Annotated in this window: 23 protein-coding genes; 16 read left to right on the forward strand and 7 right to left on the reverse strand. The window is 69.4% G+C overall.

Going from position 1 to position 22,221, the window contains the following annotated elements:
- Positions 1–160: 160 nt before the first annotated feature.
- Positions 161–487 (forward strand): hypothetical protein, encoded by a 327-nt coding sequence (locus ACT6XY_RS01040; protein WP_444746485.1) that lies wholly within the window; start codon positions 161–163, stop codon positions 485–487.
- Between the two features lie 7 nt (positions 488–494).
- Here ACT6XY_RS01040 and ACT6XY_RS01045 read toward each other — a convergent pair whose 3' ends face one another.
- The 3 genes from ACT6XY_RS01045 to ACT6XY_RS01055 all read right to left on the reverse strand — a co-directional run bounded on the left by ACT6XY_RS01045 (position 495) and on the right by ACT6XY_RS01055 (position 1,962).
- Positions 495–845 (reverse strand): hypothetical protein, encoded by a 351-nt coding sequence (locus tag ACT6XY_RS01045; protein WP_444746486.1) that lies wholly within the window; start codon positions 843–845, stop codon positions 495–497.
- Between the two features lie 64 nt (positions 846–909).
- Entirely contained in the window at positions 910–1,353 is a 444-nt protein-coding gene (locus tag ACT6XY_RS01050; RefSeq protein WP_444746487.1) for a response regulator, read from the reverse strand.
- Positions 1,354–1,536: 183 nt separating this feature from the next.
- Complete coding sequence (locus ACT6XY_RS01055; protein ID WP_444746488.1) at positions 1,537–1,962, reverse strand: hypothetical protein; 426 nt, start codon at positions 1,960–1,962, stop codon at positions 1,537–1,539.
- 366 nt (positions 1,963–2,328) lie between these two features.
- On the opposite strand from ACT6XY_RS01055, the gene ACT6XY_RS01060 reads away from it, so the two are divergent.
- Genes ACT6XY_RS01060 through ACT6XY_RS01070 form a run of 3 tightly spaced genes read left to right on the forward strand, consistent with a single transcriptional unit; the run spans position 2,329 to position 4,575 of the window.
- Entirely contained in the window at positions 2,329–2,841 is a 513-nt protein-coding gene (locus ACT6XY_RS01060) for a hypothetical protein (RefSeq protein WP_444746489.1), read from the forward strand.
- Positions 2,842–2,871: 30 nt separating this feature from the next.
- Positions 2,872–3,492, forward strand: a complete 621-nt coding sequence (locus ACT6XY_RS01065; protein WP_444746490.1) for a L,D-transpeptidase — start codon at positions 2,872–2,874, stop codon at positions 3,490–3,492.
- A gap of 57 nt (positions 3,493–3,549) precedes the next feature.
- Positions 3,550–4,575 carry an amino acid ABC transporter substrate-binding protein gene (locus ACT6XY_RS01070; RefSeq protein ID WP_444746534.1) on the forward strand — a complete coding sequence of 342 codons (1,026 nt, stop codon included), beginning with the start codon at positions 3,550–3,552 and terminating at the stop codon, positions 4,573–4,575.
- A gap of 25 nt (positions 4,576–4,600) precedes the next feature.
- On the opposite strand, the gene ACT6XY_RS01075 is transcribed toward ACT6XY_RS01070, so the two are convergent.
- Complete coding sequence (locus tag ACT6XY_RS01075; protein WP_444746491.1) at positions 4,601–5,005, reverse strand: c-type cytochrome; 405 nt, start codon at positions 5,003–5,005, stop codon at positions 4,601–4,603.
- Positions 5,006–5,331: 326 nt separating this feature from the next.
- On the opposite strand from ACT6XY_RS01075, the gene ACT6XY_RS01080 reads away from it, so the two are divergent.
- The 10 genes from ACT6XY_RS01080 (at position 5,332) to ACT6XY_RS01125 (ending at position 16,766) form a co-directional block, all read left to right on the forward strand.
- Positions 5,332–5,631, forward strand: a complete 300-nt coding sequence (locus ACT6XY_RS01080) for an ArsR/SmtB family transcription factor (RefSeq protein ID WP_444746535.1) — start codon at positions 5,332–5,334, stop codon at positions 5,629–5,631.
- Between the two features lie 79 nt (positions 5,632–5,710).
- Positions 5,711–7,927 carry a sensor histidine kinase gene (locus ACT6XY_RS01085; protein WP_444746492.1) on the forward strand — a complete coding sequence of 739 codons (2,217 nt, stop codon included), beginning with the start codon at positions 5,711–5,713 and terminating at the stop codon, positions 7,925–7,927.
- On the forward strand, positions 7,890–8,294 hold the full coding sequence (locus ACT6XY_RS01090) for a response regulator (RefSeq protein ID WP_444746493.1): 405 nt from the start codon (positions 7,890–7,892) through the stop codon (positions 8,292–8,294). Before ACT6XY_RS01085 ends, ACT6XY_RS01090 begins: the two co-directional genes overlap by 38 nt.
- A 5-nt stretch (positions 8,295–8,299) precedes the next feature.
- Complete coding sequence (locus ACT6XY_RS01095; RefSeq protein WP_444746494.1) at positions 8,300–8,716, forward strand: DUF3574 domain-containing protein; 417 nt, start codon at positions 8,300–8,302, stop codon at positions 8,714–8,716.
- A 42-nt stretch (positions 8,717–8,758) separates the two neighbouring features.
- Positions 8,759–9,673 carry an oxygen-dependent coproporphyrinogen oxidase gene (gene hemF, locus ACT6XY_RS01100; protein WP_444746495.1) on the forward strand — a complete coding sequence of 305 codons (915 nt, stop codon included), beginning with the start codon at positions 8,759–8,761 and terminating at the stop codon, positions 9,671–9,673.
- Between the two features lie 28 nt (positions 9,674–9,701).
- A complete protein-coding gene (locus ACT6XY_RS01105) occupies positions 9,702–11,348 on the forward strand; it encodes a thiamine pyrophosphate-dependent enzyme (RefSeq protein ID WP_444746496.1) in 1,647 nt (548 codons plus the stop codon).
- A 159-nt stretch (positions 11,349–11,507) separates the two neighbouring features.
- Entirely contained in the window at positions 11,508–12,464 is a 957-nt protein-coding gene (locus tag ACT6XY_RS01110) for a Bug family tripartite tricarboxylate transporter substrate binding protein (protein WP_444746497.1), read from the forward strand.
- A gap of 244 nt (positions 12,465–12,708) precedes the next feature.
- On the forward strand, positions 12,709–14,340 hold the full coding sequence (locus tag ACT6XY_RS01115; protein ID WP_444746498.1) for an alkaline phosphatase family protein: 1,632 nt from the start codon (positions 12,709–12,711) through the stop codon (positions 14,338–14,340).
- An 80-nt stretch (positions 14,341–14,420) separates the two neighbouring features.
- Positions 14,421–15,698 (forward strand): DUF3422 family protein, encoded by a 1,278-nt coding sequence (locus ACT6XY_RS01120; RefSeq protein WP_444746499.1) that lies wholly within the window; start codon positions 14,421–14,423, stop codon positions 15,696–15,698.
- Positions 15,699–15,785: 87 nt separating this feature from the next.
- On the forward strand, positions 15,786–16,766 hold the full coding sequence (locus ACT6XY_RS01125; protein ID WP_444746500.1) for an aldo/keto reductase: 981 nt from the start codon (positions 15,786–15,788) through the stop codon (positions 16,764–16,766).
- A 407-nt stretch (positions 16,767–17,173) separates the two neighbouring features.
- Here ACT6XY_RS01125 and ACT6XY_RS01130 read toward each other — a convergent pair whose 3' ends face one another.
- From ACT6XY_RS01130 to ACT6XY_RS01140, 3 genes are read right to left on the reverse strand one after another with little or no spacing between them, the layout of a single operon-like run.
- On the reverse strand, positions 17,174–17,488 hold the full coding sequence (locus tag ACT6XY_RS01130; protein ID WP_444746501.1) for an NIPSNAP family protein: 315 nt from the start codon (positions 17,486–17,488) through the stop codon (positions 17,174–17,176).
- Between the two features lie 4 nt (positions 17,489–17,492).
- Positions 17,493–18,005 (reverse strand): cupin domain-containing protein, encoded by a 513-nt coding sequence (locus tag ACT6XY_RS01135; RefSeq protein ID WP_444746502.1) that lies wholly within the window; start codon positions 18,003–18,005, stop codon positions 17,493–17,495.
- Positions 18,006–18,008: 3 nt separating this feature from the next.
- Positions 18,009–19,337: an NAD(P)/FAD-dependent oxidoreductase gene (locus tag ACT6XY_RS01140; RefSeq protein WP_444746503.1), complete on the reverse strand. Its 1,329-nt coding sequence runs from the start codon at positions 19,335–19,337 to the stop codon at positions 18,009–18,011.
- Between the two features lie 336 nt (positions 19,338–19,673).
- Here ACT6XY_RS01140 and ACT6XY_RS01145 point away from each other — a divergent pair, with 336 nt between their 5' ends.
- The gene (locus ACT6XY_RS01145; RefSeq protein ID WP_444746504.1) at positions 19,674–20,522 is read left to right on the forward strand and encodes a VOC family protein; all 849 of its coding nucleotides are present in this window, start codon (positions 19,674–19,676) and stop codon (positions 20,520–20,522) included.
- Between the two features lie 94 nt (positions 20,523–20,616).
- On the forward strand, positions 20,617–22,218 hold the full coding sequence (locus tag ACT6XY_RS01150) for an ABC transporter substrate-binding protein (protein ID WP_444746505.1): 1,602 nt from the start codon (positions 20,617–20,619) through the stop codon (positions 22,216–22,218).
- Positions 22,219–22,221 lie beyond the last annotated feature (3 nt).

Raw genomic sequence — 22,221 nt, forward strand, 5'->3', positions numbered from 1 at the left:
TGTGGAGCCTCCGGTCAGGACGGTCGCGTCCACACGCGATCGCGTACGCGGCAAGATGTGGAACCGGCGGAACCTTCCGGCCCGTCTCCACGTTCTTCAGCCATCTTCCGGGCTCCCGCAGCGTCAGTATCGCGGAGCCGTCAGGCTGGGAACGACACCGATGATCAGACACCTTTGTCTGGGCGCGGCTGCGGGGCTCCTCTCCCTCGTCGCGCTCACCCCCGACGCACGCGCCGATCGACAGGCCGCCGTACGGGTCTGCACCGTTGAAACCCACCAGCGGGTCATGGTTTCCCGCGCCGGCGATCCGGCGTCGGACCGTGTCCTGGCGCTGATCGAGGGCAACCTGCCGCTTTACGCGGTGGACATCACCCTCGACGCCGCGCTCAAGGGCGAGGTGACCGGCCAGCAGATGGAAATCATGCGGGCGGTCGCAGGCGAACTCGGCATGGTGGTCGAGGACAGCGCGCCGACCGCGGCGGACTGAACAGCCTTCAGCGGGCGCAGATGCGGAAATCGTCGCCCTGCCAGCAGGCGCCGTCCCGCTGCGAGCGGCGGGCCGTGCCCCAGCGCGAATTGATCCCGTCGCGCGTCAGGCCACGCACCTCTGCCAACCCAGGCTCGATCACCGAGACGGACACCATCAGGATCGGCCCGAACAGCGCCCCCTGGCCACCACCGCGGGGCGACAGCGTGAAGGAGCCGTCGCGCCCGTCGGGAGCGAAGTCACACGTCCGGTCGAAGACCACGCGGCCGGCCTGCTCGATGCGACAGCCGGCGTCGCGGGCCTGTGCCCCGGCCGCCAGAACGACGAGGGGGAGGGCGAGGAAGGTGGCACGAATCATGATGCACTCCGGAAGATGTCTTGAGTCCTCGCCTCTGCCCGGAAGCCGGGACGGCTGACAAGCCTCACGCGGCGGCGTGGCCGGCGGTGCGCTGCCAGTAGTCGACGATGGAGCCGATCATCGCCCGGTAGCCGTCGAGGGAGACCGGTTTGCTGAACATGGCGTTGGCGCCGAACTCGTAGGCCCGGTCCACCGCCTTGGGGGAAGCCGTGCCCGAGATGACGACGACGGGGATGTGGCGGGTATGCTCGTCGCCCCGCAGGGTCTTCAGGAAATCGAAGCCGTCCATCGCCCCGAGCTTGAGGTCGAGGATGATGATGTCGGGGTCGTCGGGCAGGGGAGGATTGTCGCCCCGCGCTTCGGTGAAATGCAGCCGCGCCAGCGCTTCCTCGGCGGAGCCGAAGGTCTCGAAGGCGCAATCGGGAAGGCGCTCCTCGAAGAACTGCAGCATGAAGCCGATATCGTGAAGCTCGTCATCGATGATCATGAGGCGGGTCAACGGCCGCATGTCAGTCTCCGGCGGAAGTCAGGGGGAGTGGCAGGAATCTGCTGGGATGCGACGCAAACGACGCGAGCAACTTACGTCGAAATGCGCGGCGCGCAACAATTCACCGCCACGTCACGCTAAAAAAGGCAAAGGGCCGGCCAACGTCCCTGCGGACGCCGCCGGCCCTTGATGTCGTTCCGGATATTACTCGCAGACGCGAATGCGGCGACGCTCCGGACCATACGGCCCTTCGACCCAGCGGCGCTCGATCCAGCACTCGCGGGCGCTCTCGCGCTGCGACGCCGCAGCGGCAGCGGCGCCGCCGATGATCAGGGCCGCCGCGCCGAGGCCGATGGCAGCACCCACGTTGCCGCCGCCACGTCCGCCGCGGAAGCCCGGACGGCCGCCACCACGGACCGGACCGCGGAACCCGCCGCCGCCACCACGGAAGCCGCCGCCACGGCGCTGCATCTCGACCGGCGACACGGTGCCGTCGGTGGAGGAGATGGGCGCCACGTCGATGAGGGAGGCGGCCCGGGCGGAGGTCGAGGGCAGGCTCAGGAAGGCACCGGACGCGAGCATCGTCACGGCGAGGGTGGCGGCCAGGCGGCCGCTACGCAAATGGGACATATTGAACTCCAACTACCTGGACGGACGGACCTCCGTCAGGGCCGGCACGACGGTCGCGCCTGAGGTGCGCGAGCACCTGCCCGCATGGGCAGCCGAACGATGTCAGATTACGCAGAGAGATGCGAGCGGAAATGTGCTGTTCGGCGCGGCTTTTGCCCCCAAAGACCTGACGTTGCGGGTAAAGTCGCGAGCATCGTTAAGCTGTGCGTCACCCTCCGCGTGTAGCGCCGCGTGCTGTTCACGCCGCTGCCGCGATGAGCCCGGTCTCCGCGGCTGATTTTTTCCGGGCCGGGCCCGGCAGCCATTGCCAACGGTAAAAGAACATTCTTCACTGCTTCCGTCGGGTTCGAGCAGGAGTGGAAAGTGGTGCTGTCCTTTGCTCGCGTGCCTCTCCCTGTCGCGCCCGTCCTGATGGCCGGAGCCGCCCTTCTCCTGGCAGGCTGCGCCTCCGCGCCGACGGGGCCGGTGACACAGGCGCCGCCCCAGCCTGCGCGCGTCGCGGCGGCCTACCCGGTCAGCGCGCTGGTCGGCTCCTGGGGCGTCGCCAGCTTCCGCGAGGACCGCGACAGGCCGCGCACCGAAACCATGGCGCGGCAGCATTGCCGCCTTCCCTACGTCATCACCAAGGGCCCGACCGACGGCGTGATGATGCATGTCGCCGACGACGCCAAGCTCTACGAACTGACGCTGAAGGGCAGCGCCGACGGCAAGGTCTATCTCGGCTTCGACGCTCCGCCCGGCCATCCCCAGGACCGGCAGATCTTGTCGCTCGCCGAGAACCTCATCGTGATGCGCTTCGTCGCGCCCGACGTCCATGCGCGCTACGGCACCTTCGTCTACGTGCGCTGCCCGGGCGGCGGCGCGACCGCCGCCCGCTGACCCCATGCGCCCAGCCCGGAACACCCCGCCATGATCGCGCGCTACTCCCGAACGGCCGTCCTCCTCGCCGCCCTCGTCGCCCTCATGCCCGCCGCCGCCAGCGGCCAGGCGGCCTCCCCGGCCGCGATGCGCGAAACCCTGTCCATCGGCGACGAGCCCGGCCGGGTGTCCACCGAGGAGGTCGTGATCCGCGAGGGACCCTTCGCCCGCCAGCTCGTCTTCTTCCGCACCCACGAGCCGGCCGGCACCGTCGTCGTCCACACCTCCGAGCGCTTCCTCTACGTCGTGCTGGGCAACAACCGGGCGCTGCGCTACGGGATCGGCGTCGGGCGCGAGGGCTTCACCTGGTCGGGCCTCGTGCGCATCTCGCGCAAGGCGGAGTGGCCGGACTGGACGCCGCCGCCCGAGATGATCCAGCGCCAGCCCTATCTGCCGCGCTTCATGGCGGGCGGGCCGGGCAATCCCATGGGGGCCCGGGCGCTCTACCTCGGATCGACGGTCTACCGCATTCACGGCACCAACCAGCCGGAGACGATCGGCCATGCCGTCTCCTCCGGCTGCTTCCGCCTCGCCAACGGCGACGTCATCGACCTCTATTCCCGCGTGCCCGTTGGTTCGAAGGTCGTGATCCGCCATGCCGCCGCGCTCTGACCGCCGCCATCCGCCGGCGCCGCTCCCGGGAGGGACCGCATGACCACCCTGATCGCGATGTCGCTCGGCCGCCTGCTCCGCCGCTGGATGGCGGGGGCGACGCTGCTCGCCGCCGCGGCCCTTCCCGCGGCCGCCGCCACGCTCGACACGGTGAAGCAGCGGGGCAGCCTCGCCTGCGGCGTCAGCCAGGGCCTTGCCGGCTTCTCCGACCGCGGCGCGGACGGCGCCTGGGCGGGGTTCGACGTCGACTTCTGCAAGGCGGTCGCGGCCGCCGTGCTGGGGGATCCCGCGAAGGTCACCTATGTGCCGCTCTCCGCCACCGAGCGTTTCGACGCCCTCGCCGCGGGCCGCATCGACGTCCTCTCGCGCAATTCCACCTGGACGCTGGAGCGGGAGGCCGGACTCAAGCTGCTCTTCGCCGGCATCACCTTCCACGACGGCCAGGGTTTCATGGTGCTGCGCCGGCCCGCCATCGTCTCGGCGCTCGAGCTCGACGGGGTGCCGGTCTGTGTCCAGGAGGGGACCACCAGCGCCCTCAACGTCGCCGACTTCTTCCGCGCCAATTCCATGCGCCTGACGCTGCACACGCTGCCGACCTCGGCCGAGGCCCTGGCGGCGCTCGAGGCCGGGCGCTGCGACGTGCTGACCACCGACCAGTCGGCCCTGTTCGCCGAGCGGCTGAAGCTCGCCAGGCCCGGTGAGGCGGTCATCCTGCCCGACGTCATCTCCAAGGAGCCGCTCGGCCCGGTGGTGCGCGCCGACGACGTCGCCTGGTTCAACATCGTCAAGTGGGTCGCGCACGGCCTCGTCAATGCCGAGGAGCTCGGCATCTCCACCGCCACCGCCGAGGAGGCCCTGCGCTCGGCCAAGCCGAACGTGCGGCGCTTCGTCGGGGCCGAGGGGGACCTCGGCCAGAAGCTCGGGCTCGACAACGCCTTCGCGATCCGCGCCGTCCGCGCCGTCGGCAACTACGCCGAGATCTACGAGCGCAACGTTGGCGCCGGCTCGCGGCTGGCCATTCCCCGCGGCATGAACCAGCTCTGGTCCATGGGCGGCGTCCTCTACGCGCCGCCGCTGCGCTGACGTCCGACGTGCCAGCGCCCGTCCTTCAGGGCGCTTTCTTCCCGTCGGCTCCGAACTGCTGGAGATAGGCGACGAGGTTGGCGATCTGCCCCTCGTCGCGCAGCCCCGCAAACACCATGCGCGTGCCGGGCGTGACGGTGCGCGGATCGCGGATGTAGGTCGCGAAATTTTCCGGCGACCAGGTCTTCTCCGCCACAGCGGGGGCCTTGTAGGCCGGCGAGTAGTTGTATCCGGGCACCGAGCCTGCGCGCCGGCCGAACAGGCCGTTGAGCTGGGGGCCGACGAGATTGCGGGCGGTTTCGCCCACCTGATGGCAGGCACGGCACTGGCCGAAGACCCGCTCGCCGGCGGCGGCGTCACCGGCCGCCTGGGCAGCGGCCGGAGAGGTTGCGATGGCCGTCAGGGCGGCGATGATCAATGGAATCCGCATGGAAGAGCGACCTTTGCCCGGCTGTGGCATGGATCGGCGGGCCCGGGTGAGCCACGTCGCAGTCGGCCTATGGACGTCGCCGGGCGACCGAGCCTTGATCTGGGTCAGCGCTTCCCCATTTCAGGGGGCGCTTCGCGAGGGGCGTCGCCCGGATATGACGTCGGGGCGGTAAGTTGGTATAGGACGCACGACTTCCGCGGGATCGGCCCGCGTGCAGGTGCCGGCGTGGGCGACGGCGTGCAGGAGGACGTATGGCGGCGGCACCGGCGAAGGCGCAACCGATTGATGGGCCGGGATTGGCCGACCTGTCCGCCGCGACCGTCGGCATGTCCGAGAAGGCGCGTGACGCCAGCCGGTTCCTGAAGGCGCTGGCCCATGAGAGCCGTCTTCTGCTGCTCTGCCTCCTGTCCGAGAAGGAGCGCTCCGTCGGCGAGCTCGAGGCCATCCTCGCCCTCAGGCAGCCGACAGTGTCCCAGCAGCTCGCGCGGCTGCGCCTCGAGGGCTTCGTCTCCACGCGTCGTGACGGCAAGACCGTCTACTACAGCCTCGCCAACGACGACGTCCGCCGCGTCATCGGCGTCGTCTACGACATCTTCTGCGGCGGCGGCGAAACCGGCCCCACCTGACCGGGCGGCAACCGCCTGCGGGCGGTGATATGCTGCGGCCTGTCGAATCGGGCGGGCGGGGGCGACGTTGGACGGCGCGGTGAAGGAACGCTCCCTCGCGATCTACCTCGCCGCCTTTGCGGCGGCCCTGACCGTGCCGCTCCTCCTGCTCGCAGCCTTCCTCACCTGGCGCTTCGCCGAGGCCGAGAACCGTCAGCTCGAGGCGGGCGCCCTCCAGAGGGCGGAGACGGTGGCGGCCGAGATCGACCGGGTGCTGTCCTCACGCCTCGCCGTGCTGCGCGCGCTCGCCACCTCGCCGGCGATCGACGCGGGCGACTTCGCCCGGTTCGATGCACAGGCCCGGGAGTTCACCAGCCTCGGCATCGACATCCGCCTCCGCCGCGTCGACGGACAGGTGCTGGTCGACACCGCGACGCCGGCGGGCAGCCCCCTGCCACAATGGCCGGTGATCGATCCCATCGGCGATGCCGTCTCCCTTCGCGCTCCGGTCTTTTCCGACCTCTTCGTCAGCCGTGGCACCGGCACCTACGCAGTGGCGATCTTCCTGCCGGTGGTTCGCAACGATGTGGTGGTCTTCGTCGTCTCGACCACGTTCAGCCCCGACGTCTTCGTCCGGATCATGACCGATTTCCAGGTCGCGGTGCCCTACTACTCGTCCCTGATCGACCGCACCGGTCTCGTCATCGCCCGCTCGTCCCGTCACGCGGAAATGATCGGCCGCCCCTCGGCGGCCTTCAAATCCCTCACAGGCAACAGTGGCGTCTGGCGTGGCGTCAATGTCGAGGGCGTCGAGGTCTCGGCCTTCTACAGCCGATCCCCGGTTTCCGGCTGGATTCTGGCGCTGGGCGTGGAAGTGGCGGCTCTCAACCGGTCGCTGTGGAGTTCGCTTATCTGGATTCTCGCTGTCGCCGCCGGCCTGATCGGCATGGCGACGCTCCTGGCCAGCCTCATCGTCCGCCGGCTCGCTCTCGCCAGTACCGCCATGACCGATGCGGCCGCCGCCATGGAGCGCGGCCAGCTCACCGTGGTGCCGCGCACGGGCGTCGCCGAGGTCAACCGGGTCGGCGAGGCCTTCGGCCGCGCCTCCGTCAAGCTGCATCTGCAGGCCTCGGCCCTGGCCCGGGCCAATCGCGATCTCGAGCAGCGCGTCGAGGAACGAGGCCTCGCCCTGCGTGCCAGCGAGGAACGCTACCGCCTCCTCGCCGAGAACGTCCGCGACATGATCCTGCTGCGCAACGTCGAGGGGCGCATCTTCTACGCCTCGCCCTCCGCGCAGCGGCTGCTCGGCTACAGCGCCGAGGAGATGCTCGGTGTGCGGCCCGCAGACGTCGTCCATCCCGACGACTGGCGGCGGGTCGAGGCGGTCAACCGCGCGATCGGCGAGGGCCGCGAACTCGGCTTCAGCATCCACAGGCTGCGCCACAAGGAGGGCCACTGGGTCTGGATCCAGGCGGCCTACAGCCGCATCGGCGGGGTCGGCGCCGACGAGCCCTGCATCATCGTCGTGGTGCGCGACGACACCGAGCGGCAGGAGCAGGAGACCAAGCTGCGCCAGACCAACGAGGCGCTGCGGCAGTTCTCGGCGATCGTCTCCCATGACCTGCAGGCGCCGCTGCGGCACATCAACATGTTCTCCGACATGCTCACGCTCAAGGTCGGCGACGGCGATCCCGAAGCCGCCGGCTATGCGGCCAGGATCATGGCGAGCGTCGAGCGCATGCAGCGCCTCATCCGCAGCCTCATCGCCTATACCCAGGTCGCCTATGCGCAGGTGAAGCGCGAGGATGTCGACCTCGCCGCCGTGGTGCGGGAGGCCATGGCCCTGCTCGACGCGGACATCGCCGAGGCCGCGGCCACCATCAAGGTGTTCAACCTGCCGCGGATCGACGGCGACAGCGACCTGCTCGTCCGCCTGTTCCAGAACCTGATCGGCAACGCGCTGAAGTATCGGGGCGAGGAGCCGCTGGTCGTGAAGATCCGCGCCCGCCCCGCCGGCCGTTTCTGGGAGGTCAGCATCGAGGACAACGGCATCGGCATCGACCCGCTCTACGCCGACCGGATCTTCGAGATGTTCCGCCGCCTGCACAAGGACGAGAGCCGCTATCCAGGCCTCGGCCTCGGCCTCGCGCTGTGCCGCCGCATCGTCGAGAGCCACGGGGGCGAAATCTGGCTCGACAAGGACTGGCCGAAAGGGGCACGCTTCCAGTTCACGGTGCCCCGGCAGCGCGACAAGAAGGACCGGTCGGCAGGAGGAGACGATGCGCCATTCCGGACGGAAGCTGCTGATCGTCGATGACGATCCGAACGAGGTGTTCTTTCTCCGCAACGCCTTCGCCGGCACGGCGGAGGAGCTGGAGATCAGGCACGCCGACAGCGGCGAGGCGGCCCTCGCCGAGATCCCGCGCTTCAATCCCGACCTCGTCCTTCTCGATCTCAACATGCCGGGCATGGACGGCCACGACGTGCTCGGTCGCATCCGCCGCGACGAGGTCATGCGCGGCGTTCCCACCCTGATTTTCTCCTCCTCCGAGAGCGAGGACGACATCAGGCGCAGCTACCGGGCGCACGCCAACGCCTATGTCGTGAAACCCCGCTCCTCCGACGGCTACCGCGACCTCGCCGACAGCATCAACCGGTTCTGGTACGAAACGGCGCGGCTTTGACGAGGATGCAGCGAGCGGGCAGAGCGATCGTCCTCGCCGGCGCCGGGCTGGCGGTCGCCGGCTGTGTCACGACGTCGGCCCCGTCCTGCCCGCCGGGCGGCCGCGAGCGGCTGGTCGCCGAGCTCCTGTTCGGCCGCAACATCGGCGATGTCGTGGGTGTCGGCGAGCGCGCCTTCGCCCGCTTCGTCGACCGCGAGATCACCCCGCGCTTTCCCGCCGGCCTCACCATCACCGACAGCCGCGGCCAGTATCGCCATGCCGACGGGCGGATCGTGCGTGAACCGGGCAAGGTGGTCACCATCGTCCTCGGCGACGAAACGCGCGACCTGCCGCGCCTCGCCGAGGTCGCGGCCGCCTACCGCCGCCAGTTCCGGCAGGAATCGGTGGGCGTCGTGACGCGCCGCGCCTGTGTCGCCTTCTGACCGGTTGCCGGGCATGCCCCAAGAAAGCTAGATCGGATGGACATGAAGACACAGAACGCGCCGCGCCCCGACCCCTCGCCCCTTCCGCAGGACCTCTCTGACCGCAAGGTGAAGGCCCGCGGCTGGTTCGAGGCGCTGCGCGACGACATCTGCGCCCGCTTCGAGGCGCTGGAGGACGAACTGCCCGGCTCGTCTGCCCCCGCCGGCCGGTTCCGGCGCAAGCCCTGGGTGCGGACCGACCACACCGGCGCCGACGGCGGCGGCGGTGTCATGAGCATGATGGCGGGCCGGGTCTTCGAGAAGGTCGGCGTCCACTGCTCGACGGTCTACGGCGAGTTCGCGCCCGAGTTCCGCGGCCAGATTCCCGGTGCCACCGAGGACCCGCGCTTCTTCGCCACCGGCATCTCGCTCATCGCCCATCCGGTGAACCCGAACGTGCCGGCCGTGCACATGAACACCCGCCTCGTCGCCACCAGCCGCATGTGGTTCGGCGGCGGCGCCGACCTGACGCCCGTCCTCGACCGCCGCCGCACCCAGTCCGACCCGGACACGCTGGCCTTCCACGCCGCCATGCAGGGCGCCTGCGAGGGCCACGAGGTCGCCGACTACGAGCGCTACAAGGCCTGGTGCGAGGACTATTTCTACCTGCCGCACCGCAAGGAGCCCCGCGGCATCGGCGGCATCTTCTTCGACTACCTCGACAGCGGCGACCGCGACGCCGACTTCGCCTTCACCCAGGACGTCGGCCGCGCTTTCGCCGAGATCTATCCCGACCTCGTCCGCCGCAATTTCGCGACGCCCTGGACGGAGGCGGACCGCGAGGAGCAGCTCGTCCGCCGCGGCCGCTACGTCGAGTTCAACCTGCTGCACGACCGCGGTACCGTCTTCGGCCTGAAGACGGGCGGCAATGTCGAGAGCATCCTGTCGTCCCTGCCGCCGGTGGTGAAATGGCCGTGATCCTCGTCTCAATGCGGGATGCCCTGACGTGACGCGCTCCCTGACCGGCGGCGAGGCCATCGTCGCAGGCCTCCTCGCCAACGGCGTCGACACGGTCTTCGGCCTGCCCGGGGCGCAGATGTATCCGCTCTTCGACGCGCTGGCCCAGAGCGCCGACCGGATCCGTACGGTGGGTGCCAGGCACGAGCAGGCCTGCGGCTACATGGCCTTCGGCTATGGCCGCTCCACCGGCCGCCCCGGCGTCTATTCCGTCGTACCCGGGCCGGGTCTCCTCAACACCACCGCCGCCATCGCCACCGGCTGGGGCTGCAACACGCCGATGGTCTGCCTCACCGGGCAGATCCCATCCGCCTTCATCGGCCGGCGGCGCGGCCATCTGCACGAGATCGCCGACCAGCTCGGGACGCTGCGCTCGCTGGTGAAATGGGCGGAGCGCATCGAGCGGCCCGCGGATGCGCCGGCCCTCGTCGCCGAAGCCTTCCGCCAGGCGCAGTCCGGCCGGCCGGGCCCGGTGGCGCTGGAAATGGCCTGGGACGTCATGGCAGGCGCCGAGGACGTGCCGGAAGCCGTGGCGGCGGTGCTGGATGCGCCGCCGAAGCCCGATGCTCTGGCGGTCTCCCACGCAGCCAACCTCATCCGTGCCGCCCGCTGCCCGGTGATCATGACCGGTTCCGGCGCCCAGGACGCCGCGGCGGCCATCGCCCTCCTCGCCGAGCGCATCGGCGCGCCGGTGGCGGCCTTCCGCGGAGGCCGCGGCGTCGTCGATGAGGCGGGCCCTTGGGGCCTGTCCTCCTACGCCGCCTTCCGCCTCTGGGAGCGGTGCGACCTCGTCGTCGCCATCGGCACGCGGCTCGAAATGCCCACCATGCGCTGGGCCAACATGATGCAACTGACGACCCGCCTCGACGGCGGCCGCAAGCTGGTGCGCATCGACATCGATCCCGGGGAGATGACCCGCCTCGAGGCCGATGCCGGCCTCGTCGCCGACAGCGCCGAGGGCGTGACGGCGCTGCTGGAGGCACTCGCCGGACACCGGCCCGTCGACAACCGCGCCGCAATCGAGGAAGCCCGCGCCGGGGCTGCCGCCGCCATCCGCGTCGTCCAGCCCGAGATGGACTATCTCGACGTCATCCGTGCCGTGCTGCCCGCCGAGGGCCTTCTGGTGGAGGAGCTCTGCCAGGCCGGCTTCGCCAGCTATTTCGGCTACCCCGTGCACCGCCCCCGTACCTACGTCTCGACCGGCTTCCAGGGCACGCTCGGCTATGGCTTCCAGACGGCGCTGGGCGTCAAGGTCGCCCACCCGGACAAGCCGGTCGTCTCGATCACCGGCGACGGCGGCTTCATGTTCGGCGTGCAGGAGCTGGCCACCGCCGTGCAATACGGCATCGGCCTGGTCACCGTGGTCTTCAACAACGAGGCCTACGGCAATGTCAGGCGTGACCAGGAAACCCGCTACGGCAACCGGCTGATCGGCGCAGACCTGGTCAATCCGGACTTTCCGGCACTGGCCAGGGCCTTCGGCATCGACACGGCCAGCGTCGACAGCCCGGCGGCGCTGAGGCCGGTCCTCGCCGCGGCGCTGGCCAGGGGCGCCCCGGCGCTGATCGAGGTCAGGCTGCAGCGCGGATCGGAGGCGTCCCCCTGGCCCTTCATCCATCCGGTCAAGGCCTATTGAGCCGAGCCTTGCACGGCGCCGAGGCGGCCACCTCCGGGCCGCCCACTGATACCGTGATCCTACGATAGGAAAAATTTCATTGACACGGTGAGGCGCCGTTGATACCGTGCGGCCTTCGTGCAGTGATGGGCGCAACGCGGAAAAAGGGGAGGGATCATCATGGATCGCAGGCAGTTCATCGCGGGGGCGGCGCTGACACCCCTCGCGGCCCCCGCGCTGCAGGCCCAGTCCGGCCCGCTGCGCTTCATCTTTCCCTTCGCCGCCGGCGGGGCGGGGGACGCCCTCACCCGTATCGTCGCCGACGAGGTCGGCCGCGCCCTGAATGAGACGGCCATCGTCGAGGCGCGCCCCGGCGCCGGTGGCCAGATCGGCACCCAGGCCGTCACCAACGCCGTGCCCGACGGCCGCACCCTGCTGCTGACCCCGATCGCCCCGGTGGTCATCCACCCCATCGTCTTCCCGCAGCTGCCCTATGACCCGTTCAAGGACCTGGCCCCGGTCAGCCTCGTCACGACCTTCGACTTCGCCCTCGCCGTCCATCCGGACACGCCGGCGAAGACGCTGGCCGAACTCGTCGCCTGGCTGAAGCAGGACCCCCGCCGCGGCACCTATGGCTCGCCCGGCGTCGGCAACCTGCCGCACTTCTTCGGCGCGCTGCTCGCCGAGAAGATCGGCATCCCGCTGCAGCACGCGCCCTATCGCGGCTCGGCGCCGGCCCTGACCGACCTCGTCGGCGGCCAGGTGCCGATGGTCATCACCACCACCTCGGACGTCACGGAACTGGCAAAGGGCGGGCGCATCCGCATTCTCGCCGTCTCCGGCCGCGAGCGCTCGCCCTTCCTGCCCGACGTGCCGACCTTCACCGAGGCCGGCATCCCCATCACCGGCGGTGCCTGGTACGGGCTCTTCACCCGCGCCGGCTCGCCGCCCGAGATGGTGGGGCGCGTCAGCCGCGCCGTCATGGCGGCGATGCGCGATGCAGCCGTGAAGGAGAAGGTGCTTCGCCTCGCCATGGTGCCGACCGGCTCGACGCCGGAGGAGCTCGGCCGCATCCAGCGTGAGGACAACGCGGCCTGGACCCCGGCCGTGAAGGCCTCGGGTTTCAAGCCGGGCTGAAGGGGCAGGTCGGCTCGCCGCCTGGCCTGACCGGTTCACCACCCCCCTCCGTCATGCCCGGGCTTGTCCCGGGCATCCACGAATTCCTTGCTGGTGCGGTGTTCAAGTCGTGGATGGCCGGGATAAGCCCCGCCATGACGGAAGGGGCGGTTCATGGACCCGCGGAGCGATGCCCCCGCCCGCTACCTTGTCTGCACTGCCATCCCGTCGCACTTTCCGCTCCCACGCCGATCCGAGCCATCCCATGCCGCACGCCGACAAGAACATCCTCTTCATCATGTGCGACCAGCTCAGGTTCGATTACCTCAGCTGCTACGGGCATCCGACCCTGAAGACCCCGAACATCGACGCTCTCGCCGCCCGCGGCGTCCGCTTCACCCGCGCCTACGTGCAGTCGCCGGTCTGCGGCCCCTCGCGCATGAGCACCTATACCGGCCGCTACATGCGATCCCACGGCTCCAACTGGAACAACTTCCCGCTGCGCATCGGCGAGCCGACCCTCGGCCAGCACCTGAAGGCCCTCGGGGTGCGCAACGTCCTCGTCGGCAAGACCCACATGACTGCCGACGATGAGGGCATGGAGCGCCTCGGCATCCCCAAAGGTTCGGTGATCGGGGTGGAGGCGGCGCAATGCGGCTTCGAGCCCTACGAGCGCGACGATGGCCTGCATCCCTCGCGCCCCGGCGCGCCGCGGCCGGCCTATGACAAATATCTGGAGGATCACGGCTTCCCGGCGCGCAACCCCTGGGAGGACCGGGCCAATTCCGGCCTCTCGCCGGACGGGGAGAAGCAGAACGGCTGGCTCCTCGCCCATGCCGACAAGGAAGCCAATGTCCCGGAGGAGCACTCCGAGACGCCCTATATGACGCGCCGGGCGATGGACTTCATCCGCGAGGCGAAGGACGAGGGGCGCCCGTGGTGCCTGCACCTCTCCTACATCAAGCCGCACTGGCCCTATATCGCGCCGGCGCCCTATCACGACATGTTCTCCGAGGACCACGTCCAGCCGGCCATTCGCTCGGATCTCGAGCGGCAGAACCCGCATCCGGTCTACGGCGCCTTCATGGACATGCGGGTGTCGCGGAACTTCTCCCGCGAGGAGGTTCGCCGCCGCGTCATCCCCGCCTACATGGGCCTCATCAAGCAGATCGACGACCAGCTCGGCGTGCTGTTCAAATTCCTCGATGACGAGGGCCTGACCGACAAGACGATGATCGTCTTCACCGCCGACCACGGCGACTATCTCGGCGACCACTGGCTCGGCGAGAAGGACCTCTTCCACGAGGTCTCGGTGAAGGTGCCGCTCATCGTCGTCGATCCCTCGCCGGAGGCCGCGGCGGCCCGCGGCACGGTCTGCGACGCGCTGGTCGAGGCCATCGACCTCGCACCGACCTTCATCGAGCATTTCGGCGGCACCGTGCCGCGCCACATCCTGGAGGGCCGATCGCTGAAGCCTTTGCTGCGCGGCGAGACGCCGCCCGCCTGGCGGCAGGTCGCCATCTCCGAATACGACTATTCCATGCTGGATTCCCGCCGCACCCTCGGCCGCAAGCCCGACGAGTGCCGGCTCTTCATGGTCTTCGACGGCCGCTTCAAATATGTCCACGCGCCGGGCTTTCGCCCCATGCTCTGGGACCTCGCGACGGACCCGAACGAATATCGCGACCTCGGCGACGACCCGGAATTCGCCGCCGAGCGGGAGCGCCTCAAGGAGCACCTCCTCTCCTGGGCGCTCACCGACCACAACCGCATCACCATGCCCGATGCCACCATTGAAACCTACGGCCCGGCGCGGCAGATGCGCGGCGGCATCCTCATCGGCTACTGGGACGAGGCGGAGGTCGCGGAAGCGAAGAAGGCCTACGGCATCGAGTGACGCAGCTCCCGCCCCGCCGCTTGCCAAGCCGGCCGGGCGGGGCTCCAATACCGGCTCCATGCCCCGGGGACCCGTCCGTCGTGAGCCTGAATCTCGAACCTCATCCGCTGCGACGGCAGGTCCTCGACGAACTGCATGCCCGGCCGTTCCAGCTGGTGGAGACGCCGCGACGCGTCCTGTTCCACGCCTTCTCCACCGCCGACCTCGCGCCGCCGGCCGAACGCGCCGCCATCGCCGCCTGGTGCAACGTCACGGGCGCGGCCCGGCCCGACGACGGCGCCAATTTCCACCGCGCCGTTTTCCCCACCGCGCGCCTGCGCTGGGAGCGCCACAGCGAGTTCTCCACCTATGGCTGGGACGTGCCGGCCCCCGGCGAGGATCCGTTCCACTGGCCGCTGCCGCAGCCGACCCCCGTCGGGGCCGCGGTGGCAGCGCCCGGGCCCCTGCTGGTCGCGATCGACCTCGCCCTGGTCCGCGAGAGCGCGCTCACCGCCGACTGGCAGGCCCTGTTCGACCCCGCCTCGCTCTGCGTCTCCCGCGCGGTGGACGGCGCCGCCACCATCGCCACCGACTTTCGCCAGGACGCCCGCGGCTACACGCGCATCCTCGTCATCGACCACGCGCTCACCCCCGCCGTGGCCGGCGCGCTGGTGCAGCGGCTTCTCGAGGTCGAGACCTATCGCTGCTTCGCCCTGCTCGGCCTGCCCGAGGCGCAGCGCATGGGCCCGATCATCGGCCGCATCGAGCGCGAGCTGGTCTCCGTCGCCCAGCGCATGAAGACGGCGACCGGCCTCGAAAGCAACGCCGCCCTGCTCGACACGCTGGTGGCCCAGGCCGCCGAGCTGGAGGCGGAGGCGGCCCTGTCGAGCTTCCGCTTCGGTGCGACCCGCGCCTACGAGGCGCTGGTGCGTTCGCGGCTCGCGGTCGTCGGCGAGATGCCGGTCGAGGGGCACTCGACCTGGGCAGCCTTCCTCGATCGCCGCTTCGCACCCGCCATGCGCACCTGCCAGACCGCCTCGGATCGTCAGGCCGAGCTGTCGCAGAAGCTCACCCGCGCCGCCAACCTCCTGCGCACCCGCGTCGACATCGCCCTCGAACAGCAGAACCGGACGCTCTTGGAGACCATGTCCGAGCGCGGCCGGCTGCAGTTGCGCCTGCAGCAGACGGTGGAGGGGCTCTCCATCGCCGCCGTCTCCTATTACGTGCTCGGCCTGCTCGGCTACCTGTTCAAGGGCGGCAAGGATGCCGGGATCCTGCCTTTCGATCCGTCGGTGGCGACCGCCGCCGTCCTGCCCTTCGTGGTCATCGTCATGGCCCTCGTCGTGCGGCGCATCCGCACCCGCCACCGCGATGACTGAGGGCATGGCAGGCCCCTGCGCCGCCGCCGTTTCCTGCGGGCGGGCGACAGGTTAGAGCTTGCACCCCGCCTCCCGAGGATAAGCCCCATGGACACCGTGAAGCTCGGCCGCACCGGCCTCGACGTCTCCCGCCTCTGCCTCGGCTGCATGACCTATGGCGCGCCCGACATGGGCGCCCATCCCTGGTCCATGGGCGAGACCGAGAGCCGCCCCTTTATCAAGAAGGCGCTCGACCTCGGCATCAATTTCTTCGACACGGCCAACATCTATTCCCTCGGCTCCAGCGAGGAGATCGTCGGCAAGGCGCTGAAGGACATGGCCAAGCGCGACGACATCGTCATCGCCACCAAGGTCTTCAACCGCATGCGCCCGGGGCCGAACGGCGCCGGCCTGTCGCGCAAGGCGATCATGACCGAGATCGACCATTCGCTGCGCCGCCTCGGCACCGACTATGTCGACCTTTACCAGATCCACCGCTTCGACTACGACACGCCGATCGAGGAGACGCTGGAAGCGCTCCACGACGTCGTGAAGGCCGGCAAGGCCCGCTACATCGGCGCCTCCTCCATGAGCGCCTGGCGCTTCATGAAGATGCTGAAGACCTCGGAGGCGAACGGCTGGACGCGTTTCGCGACGATGCAGAACTACGTGAACCTGCTCTACCGCGAGGAGGAGCGCGAGATGCTGCCGCTCTGCCGCGAGGAGGGCATCGGCGTCATCCCCTGGAGCCCGCTCGCCCGCGGCCGCCTCACCCGCGACTGGGAGGAGGGCAGCGCCCGCGCCGAGACCGACGATTTCGGCAAGACGCTCTATGCCGCGACGGCCGATGCCGACCGCAAGGTGGTGGAGGCGGTGGCGAAGGTGGCGAAGGCCCGCGGCATCCCGCGGGCGCAGGTGGCGCTCGCCTGGGTGCTCGCCAAGCCCGGCATCACCGCCCCCATCGTCGGCGCCAGCAAGATGGGCCACCTCGACGACGCGGTGGCGGCGCTCGCGGTGAAGCTGACGGCGGAGGAGATCGCGACGCTGGAGGCGGCCTACGTGCCGCACGCGGTGGTGGGATTCAAGTAGCGGGCAGGGTTCCTGCAACAACCCATCCGTCATGCCCGGGCTCGTCCCGGGCATCCACGACTTGAACACCGCCCTCCGAGAATTCGTGGATGCCCGGGACGAGCCCGGGCATGACGCGGGAAGGGCGGTGCGGGGATGGCATCGGTCCGATTGCACCGCCGAAGTGCGTCCTTCGAGGCTCGCTCTCGGTCGATGCTGATGCATCGCCGGGCGCTCGCACCTCAGGATGAGGAGGGTGGCGTCCTGCAGGGTGCCAAGAGGGCACTGCGATCCCCTTCAAGGCCCGCGTCATGCCGCGCACTCCCTCCCTCATCCTGAGGTGCGAGCCAAAGCGTGAGCGTGGCGAGCCTCGAAGGACGCACTGGCGTGATGCAGGGCACCGCCCGGCCGAGAACCGGGCTGCCTCCCTACCGGATCGGCGAGAACCGCGTCGGCCGCAGGAAGCGCACGTGCTGGACCTCCACCAGCCCCTTCACCCGCGCCAGATAGTTCTGCCAGCGCGGGTCGGCCATCATCCGGTCGCGGCGGACGAGGCGGTCGTCGAGGCTCTCGTAGGACCACCAGGCCACCACGTGGTTGAGCTCCGCCGTCTCGGAGGTGAAGTAGCCGTGGAAGGTGCCGAGCAGTTCCTGCTGGATCGGCAGCCCGTGCTCCTCGTAGAGACCGACAAACTCGGCGAGATGGCCGGCCTTGATGCGGTAGTCGCGCTCCTCGACGATCATGGCCCTATCCCTTCGGATTGTGGCTGGCATCCGCCCAGCCGAAGACGGTGCGCTTCTCGATCTCGGCGACGTCGGCCGGCCGCGGGAAGGGCTCCGGCGCCGGCTGTCCGGGCACCCGCTCGCGGCCGATGGCGGCGAAGAAATCCTCCAGCCCGCCGGGCATCAGGAACCACACGAAGGTCATCGGCTCCGGCCCCGGATTGACGAAGCCGTGCTTGCGGTCGCGGCCGATGAACACGGTGGAGCCCGCCTCCATGGGAATGTCCTCGCCGTCGATGCGCGCGAAGCCGCGCCCCGCGGTGAGGTGGATCACCTCCTCGTGGCGGTCATGGGTGTGCTCGCGGATATGGCAGCCTGGCGCCACCGTCTGCGTCCCCATGGCGAAGCGGTTCTCGCTTCTCACCGTCCTGGGGTTGAGGATGCAGCGCACGAAGCCGTTGGCCGGCACGGGCTGCCAGTAGGACGGGCTCTCTTCCGGTCCGAAGACCTTCACCTCGCCGGGCACGGGCTCGCTCATGGCTCAGACCTCCTGGGCGTCGAGCCGCCGGTAGAGGGGCAGCGCGAAGGGGGCGATGCGCCGGAGGATCGGCTGCAGCGGCTGCGGCGTCGGCTCGGAGAAGGGCAGGCCGAGCTCGCTCTCCGGCACCCCTTGCGTGATCTTCGCCAGCTCCCGGCCGAGCGACACGGAGAGCGCCACGGCGCGGCCGTTGCAGCCGGCCCAGGCATAGCCGTTGGGGCCGAGCTTGTGGAACCGCGGGAAGCCGGCGACCTGGGGCTTCAGCAGGTTGTCGGGCGTCATGCCGACATAGCCGGACCAGACGAAGTCGAACTCGACGTCGCCGATCTGCGGCCAGAGCTTCTTCAGTCGCTCCGCGAGATAGGGCTTGAGATTGTCGCCGCCGGCGCCGGGGAACATGGCCGCACCGCCGGTGACGAGACGGTTGCGCGCGTCCCAGCGGCAGAAATAGAGCTCGCGATGGGTGTCCGACATGGCCTGCCGGTCGGGGATGATCGACTTCGCCACGTTGTCGCTGATCGGCCGCGTCGCCATCTGCCAGGAGAGGACCGGGATGACCTCGCGCGCGATGTCGGGATTGAGCCTGTCGCTGAACTCGCCCGTATAGGCGTTGGTGGCGAGCACCAGTGCCTTCGCGGTCACCGACCCCTTTTCGGTCTTCACCACCCAGGCGTCGCCCACCCGCTCGTAGGACTGGACCGGCGAGCGCGAGCGGATCACGGCGCCGAGCCTCAAGGCCACCTCGGCGAGGCCGCGGGCCAGCGCCAGCGGGTTGATGTGCCCGCCTGTCGGGTTCCAGAACCCGCCGTACCAGGCTTCCGAGCCGAGCATCCGCGCCATGGCCTCGCGGTCGAGCAGTTCCACCGGCGCGCCGAGGGCCGACCATTCCTTGACCCGCTTCTCGGCGATCTTGAAGCGGCCGGGCGAATGCACGGGCTGCACCCAGCCGGCCTGCTCGGCCTCGGCGGGGATGTCGTACTTGCGAACGGTGTCGAAGAGATATTGCGCGGCATCGCGCAGCACCGCGTTGAACCGTTCGCCGGCCTCGCCGTGGCGGGCCGTCATGCCCGAGGGATCGTGGCCGGCGAGCGTCGGGATGACCTGGCCGTTGTTGCGGCCCGAGGCGCCCCAGCCCGGCTCCACCGCCTCCACCACCGTGACGGCGACGCCCATCTCGCGCAGGTGGATGGCGGTCGAAAGGCCGGTGAATCCGGCGCCGATCACCACCACGTCCGTCGTCTCGGCCCCGGTCAGCGGTGAGAGGACCGGACCGGGAGGGGCGGTCGCCGCCCAGAGCGACGGCGGCCAGGGAGCCGATGATGTGGACGGCATGGAAGCAATCTCCGCGGAATGTGGCATGATCCATGAAAGCGGGCTGGGCAGGCAGCGGCAAGAGTGCTGTCGGCCGGAGCCCCGCGGGCGGGCGGCGAAACGGCGCATCCTACCCCGCAACCTCTGCGAGATGAGTAAAATAAAACTGCAGATGGCTCATTAGGCAGAAAAATCATACTGTCAAAGCATAAATAATTGCCTCGCAGTGGAATTTTGTGCTACGGAAGCTATGTGTGCAGGGCAGCATAGCCCCGCAAATCTGCCACCCTCGGCGCGTTGCCTCAGCCGGCCCGTTGGGTTGAAGTGCGCACGCAATCATCAGGGAGGGCTGCTGTCATGCCGCTCAAGCACATTCTCGGCGCCGACCATGTCGTGGTCACGGTTCGCGACCTCGACGCGGCCGCGAAGGCCTGGGAAGGGATTGGCTTCACCATGTCCCCCCGCGGCACCCATTCGCCGCACCTCGGCACCGGCAATTACACCACCATGTTCGCCGACGACTACCTCGAGCTGCTCGGCGTCCTCACCGAGACCGACCAGAACAAGCCGACCCGCGATTTCCTGGCGAAGCGCGAGGGCATCGAGCGCACCGCCTTCACCACCGATGACGCCGCTGCGGGCGCTGCGGAGCTGAAGGCCCGCGGCCTCGAGCCGCTCGGTCCGGTCCATTTCGGTCGTCCGGTCGACCTGCCGGGCGGCGGCACCGGCGAAGCCAAGTTCAACGTCTTCCGCTGGCCGCTCGACCAGAATCCCGGCGGCATGCGCATCTTCGCCTGCCAGCACCTGACCCGCGAGACGGTCTGGATCCCCGAGATCATGACCCACGCCAACGGCGCCAAGCGCATCGCCCGCATCGAGATCCTCACCGCCGACCCGAAGGCCGCCGCCGAGAAGATGGCGGGGCTGATCGACGAGCCGGCGTCCCAGACGCCCGACGGCTGGCACGTGCCCTCCGGCGGCAAGCGCGCCGAATTCCGCTTCTACGACGCGAAGACCTTCGCGGGGCTCTATCCCGCCGAGGTGCGCGAGGGAGCAGCCTCCGAGGGCGCGGCCGCCCTCGTCATCGCCACCGACGACCTCGCCAAGGCGAAGGCGGCCTCCGGCGGCATCGCCCATGGCGAGGAGACGGTCAGCGTGCCGGCCCACCGCGTCAATGGCGTCATTGTCAGCTTCGTGCCCCATTGAGAGGCACGAGGCGGTTCTGAGCAGATCCGCGATTGACGGCCATTCCGCAGTCGCCCATCGTCAAATACGTCTTGCCTGCCGTTAGGAGAGCTCCATGAACTTCACCCGTCGCGCAGCCCTGATGACCTCGGCGGCGATCGCCGCCAGCGTCGCCGATCCCTTCCGCGCCTTCGCCCAGCAGACCCCCCGAAAGGGCGGCGTCTTCGTCGTCCATTACGGCGCCGAGCAGCGCCAGCTGAATCCCAGCCTGCAGGCCTCGACGGGCGTCTACATCATCTCCGGCAAGATCATGGAGCCGCTGGTCGACCTCGATGCCGCCGGCAATCCGGTCGGTGTGCTGGCGACCAGCTGGGAGTCCACGCCCGACGGCAAGACGATCACCTTCAAGCTGCGCCAGGGCGTGACCTGGCACGACGGCAAGCCCTTCACCTCGGCGGACGTCCAGTTCACTGCCATGGAGATGTGGAAGAAGATCCTCAACTACGGCTCGACGCTGCAGCTCTTCCTCACCGCCGTCGACACGCCGGACCCGCACACGGCGATCTTCCGCTACGAGCGGCCCATGCCGCTGAACCTGCTGCTGCGTGCGCTGCCCGACCTCGGCTACATCTCGCCCCGCCATCTCTTCGAGGGGAAGGGCGACATCCGCCAGAACCCGGTGAACCTCGCCCCGATCGGTACCGGCCCGTTCAAGTTCGTGTCCTACGAGCGCGGCCAGCACGTGATCGCCGAGCGCCATGACGGCTACTGGAAGGGCCCGGCGAACCTCGACCGCATCATCTGGCGCGTCATCACCGATCGCGCCGCCGCCGCCGCCCAGATGGAGGCGGGACAGCTGCACTACTCGCCCTTCTCCGGCCTGACGATCTCGGACATGGCCCGCCTCGGCAAGGATCCGCGCTTCATCGTCTCGACCAAGGGCAACGAGGGCAATGCCCGCACCAACACGCTGGAATTCAACTTCCGGCGCAAGGAGCTGGCGGACATCCGGGTCCGCCAGGCCATCGCCCACGCCATCAACGTGCCCTTCTTCATCGAGAACTTCCTCGGCGACTTCGCCAAGCTTGGCACCGGCCCGATCCCCTCGGTCTCGACCGATTTCTATCCGGGCGCCAACACGCCCCAGTACCCCTACGACAAGGCCAAGGCGATCAAGCTGCTCGACGAGGCGGGCCTGAGGCCCGGCGCCGGCGGCACGCGCCTGACGCTGCGCCTGCTTCCCGCCCCGTGGGGCGAGGACATCTCGCTCTGGGCGACCTTCATCCAGCAGTCCCTCGGCGAGGTCGGCATCCGCGTCGAGGTGGTGCGCAACGACGGCGGCGGCTTCCTCAAGTCCGTCTATGCCGACCATGCCTTCGACCTCGCCTCCGGCTGGCACCAGTACCGCAACGATCCCGCCGTCTCGACGACGGTCTGGTATCGCTCCGGCCAGCCGGCCGGTGCGCCCTGGACCAACCAGTGGGGCTGGAAGGACGACGTCATCGACAAGGTCATCGACGACGCCGCCACCGAGGTCGATCCGGTCAAGCGCAAGGCGCTCTACGCCGACTTCGTCACCAAGGCCAATGCCGCCCTGCCGCTGTGGATGCCGATCGAGCAGATCTTCGTCACCACCATCACCGCGAAGGCGCGTAACCACTCCAACACGCCGCGCTGGGGGTCCTCGTCCTGGCACGATCTTTGGTTGGCGGAGTGACGG

This window comes from Phreatobacter sp., assembly GCF_052440005.1.
Taxonomy (GTDB): Bacteria; Pseudomonadota; Alphaproteobacteria; order Rhizobiales; family Phreatobacteraceae; genus Phreatobacter.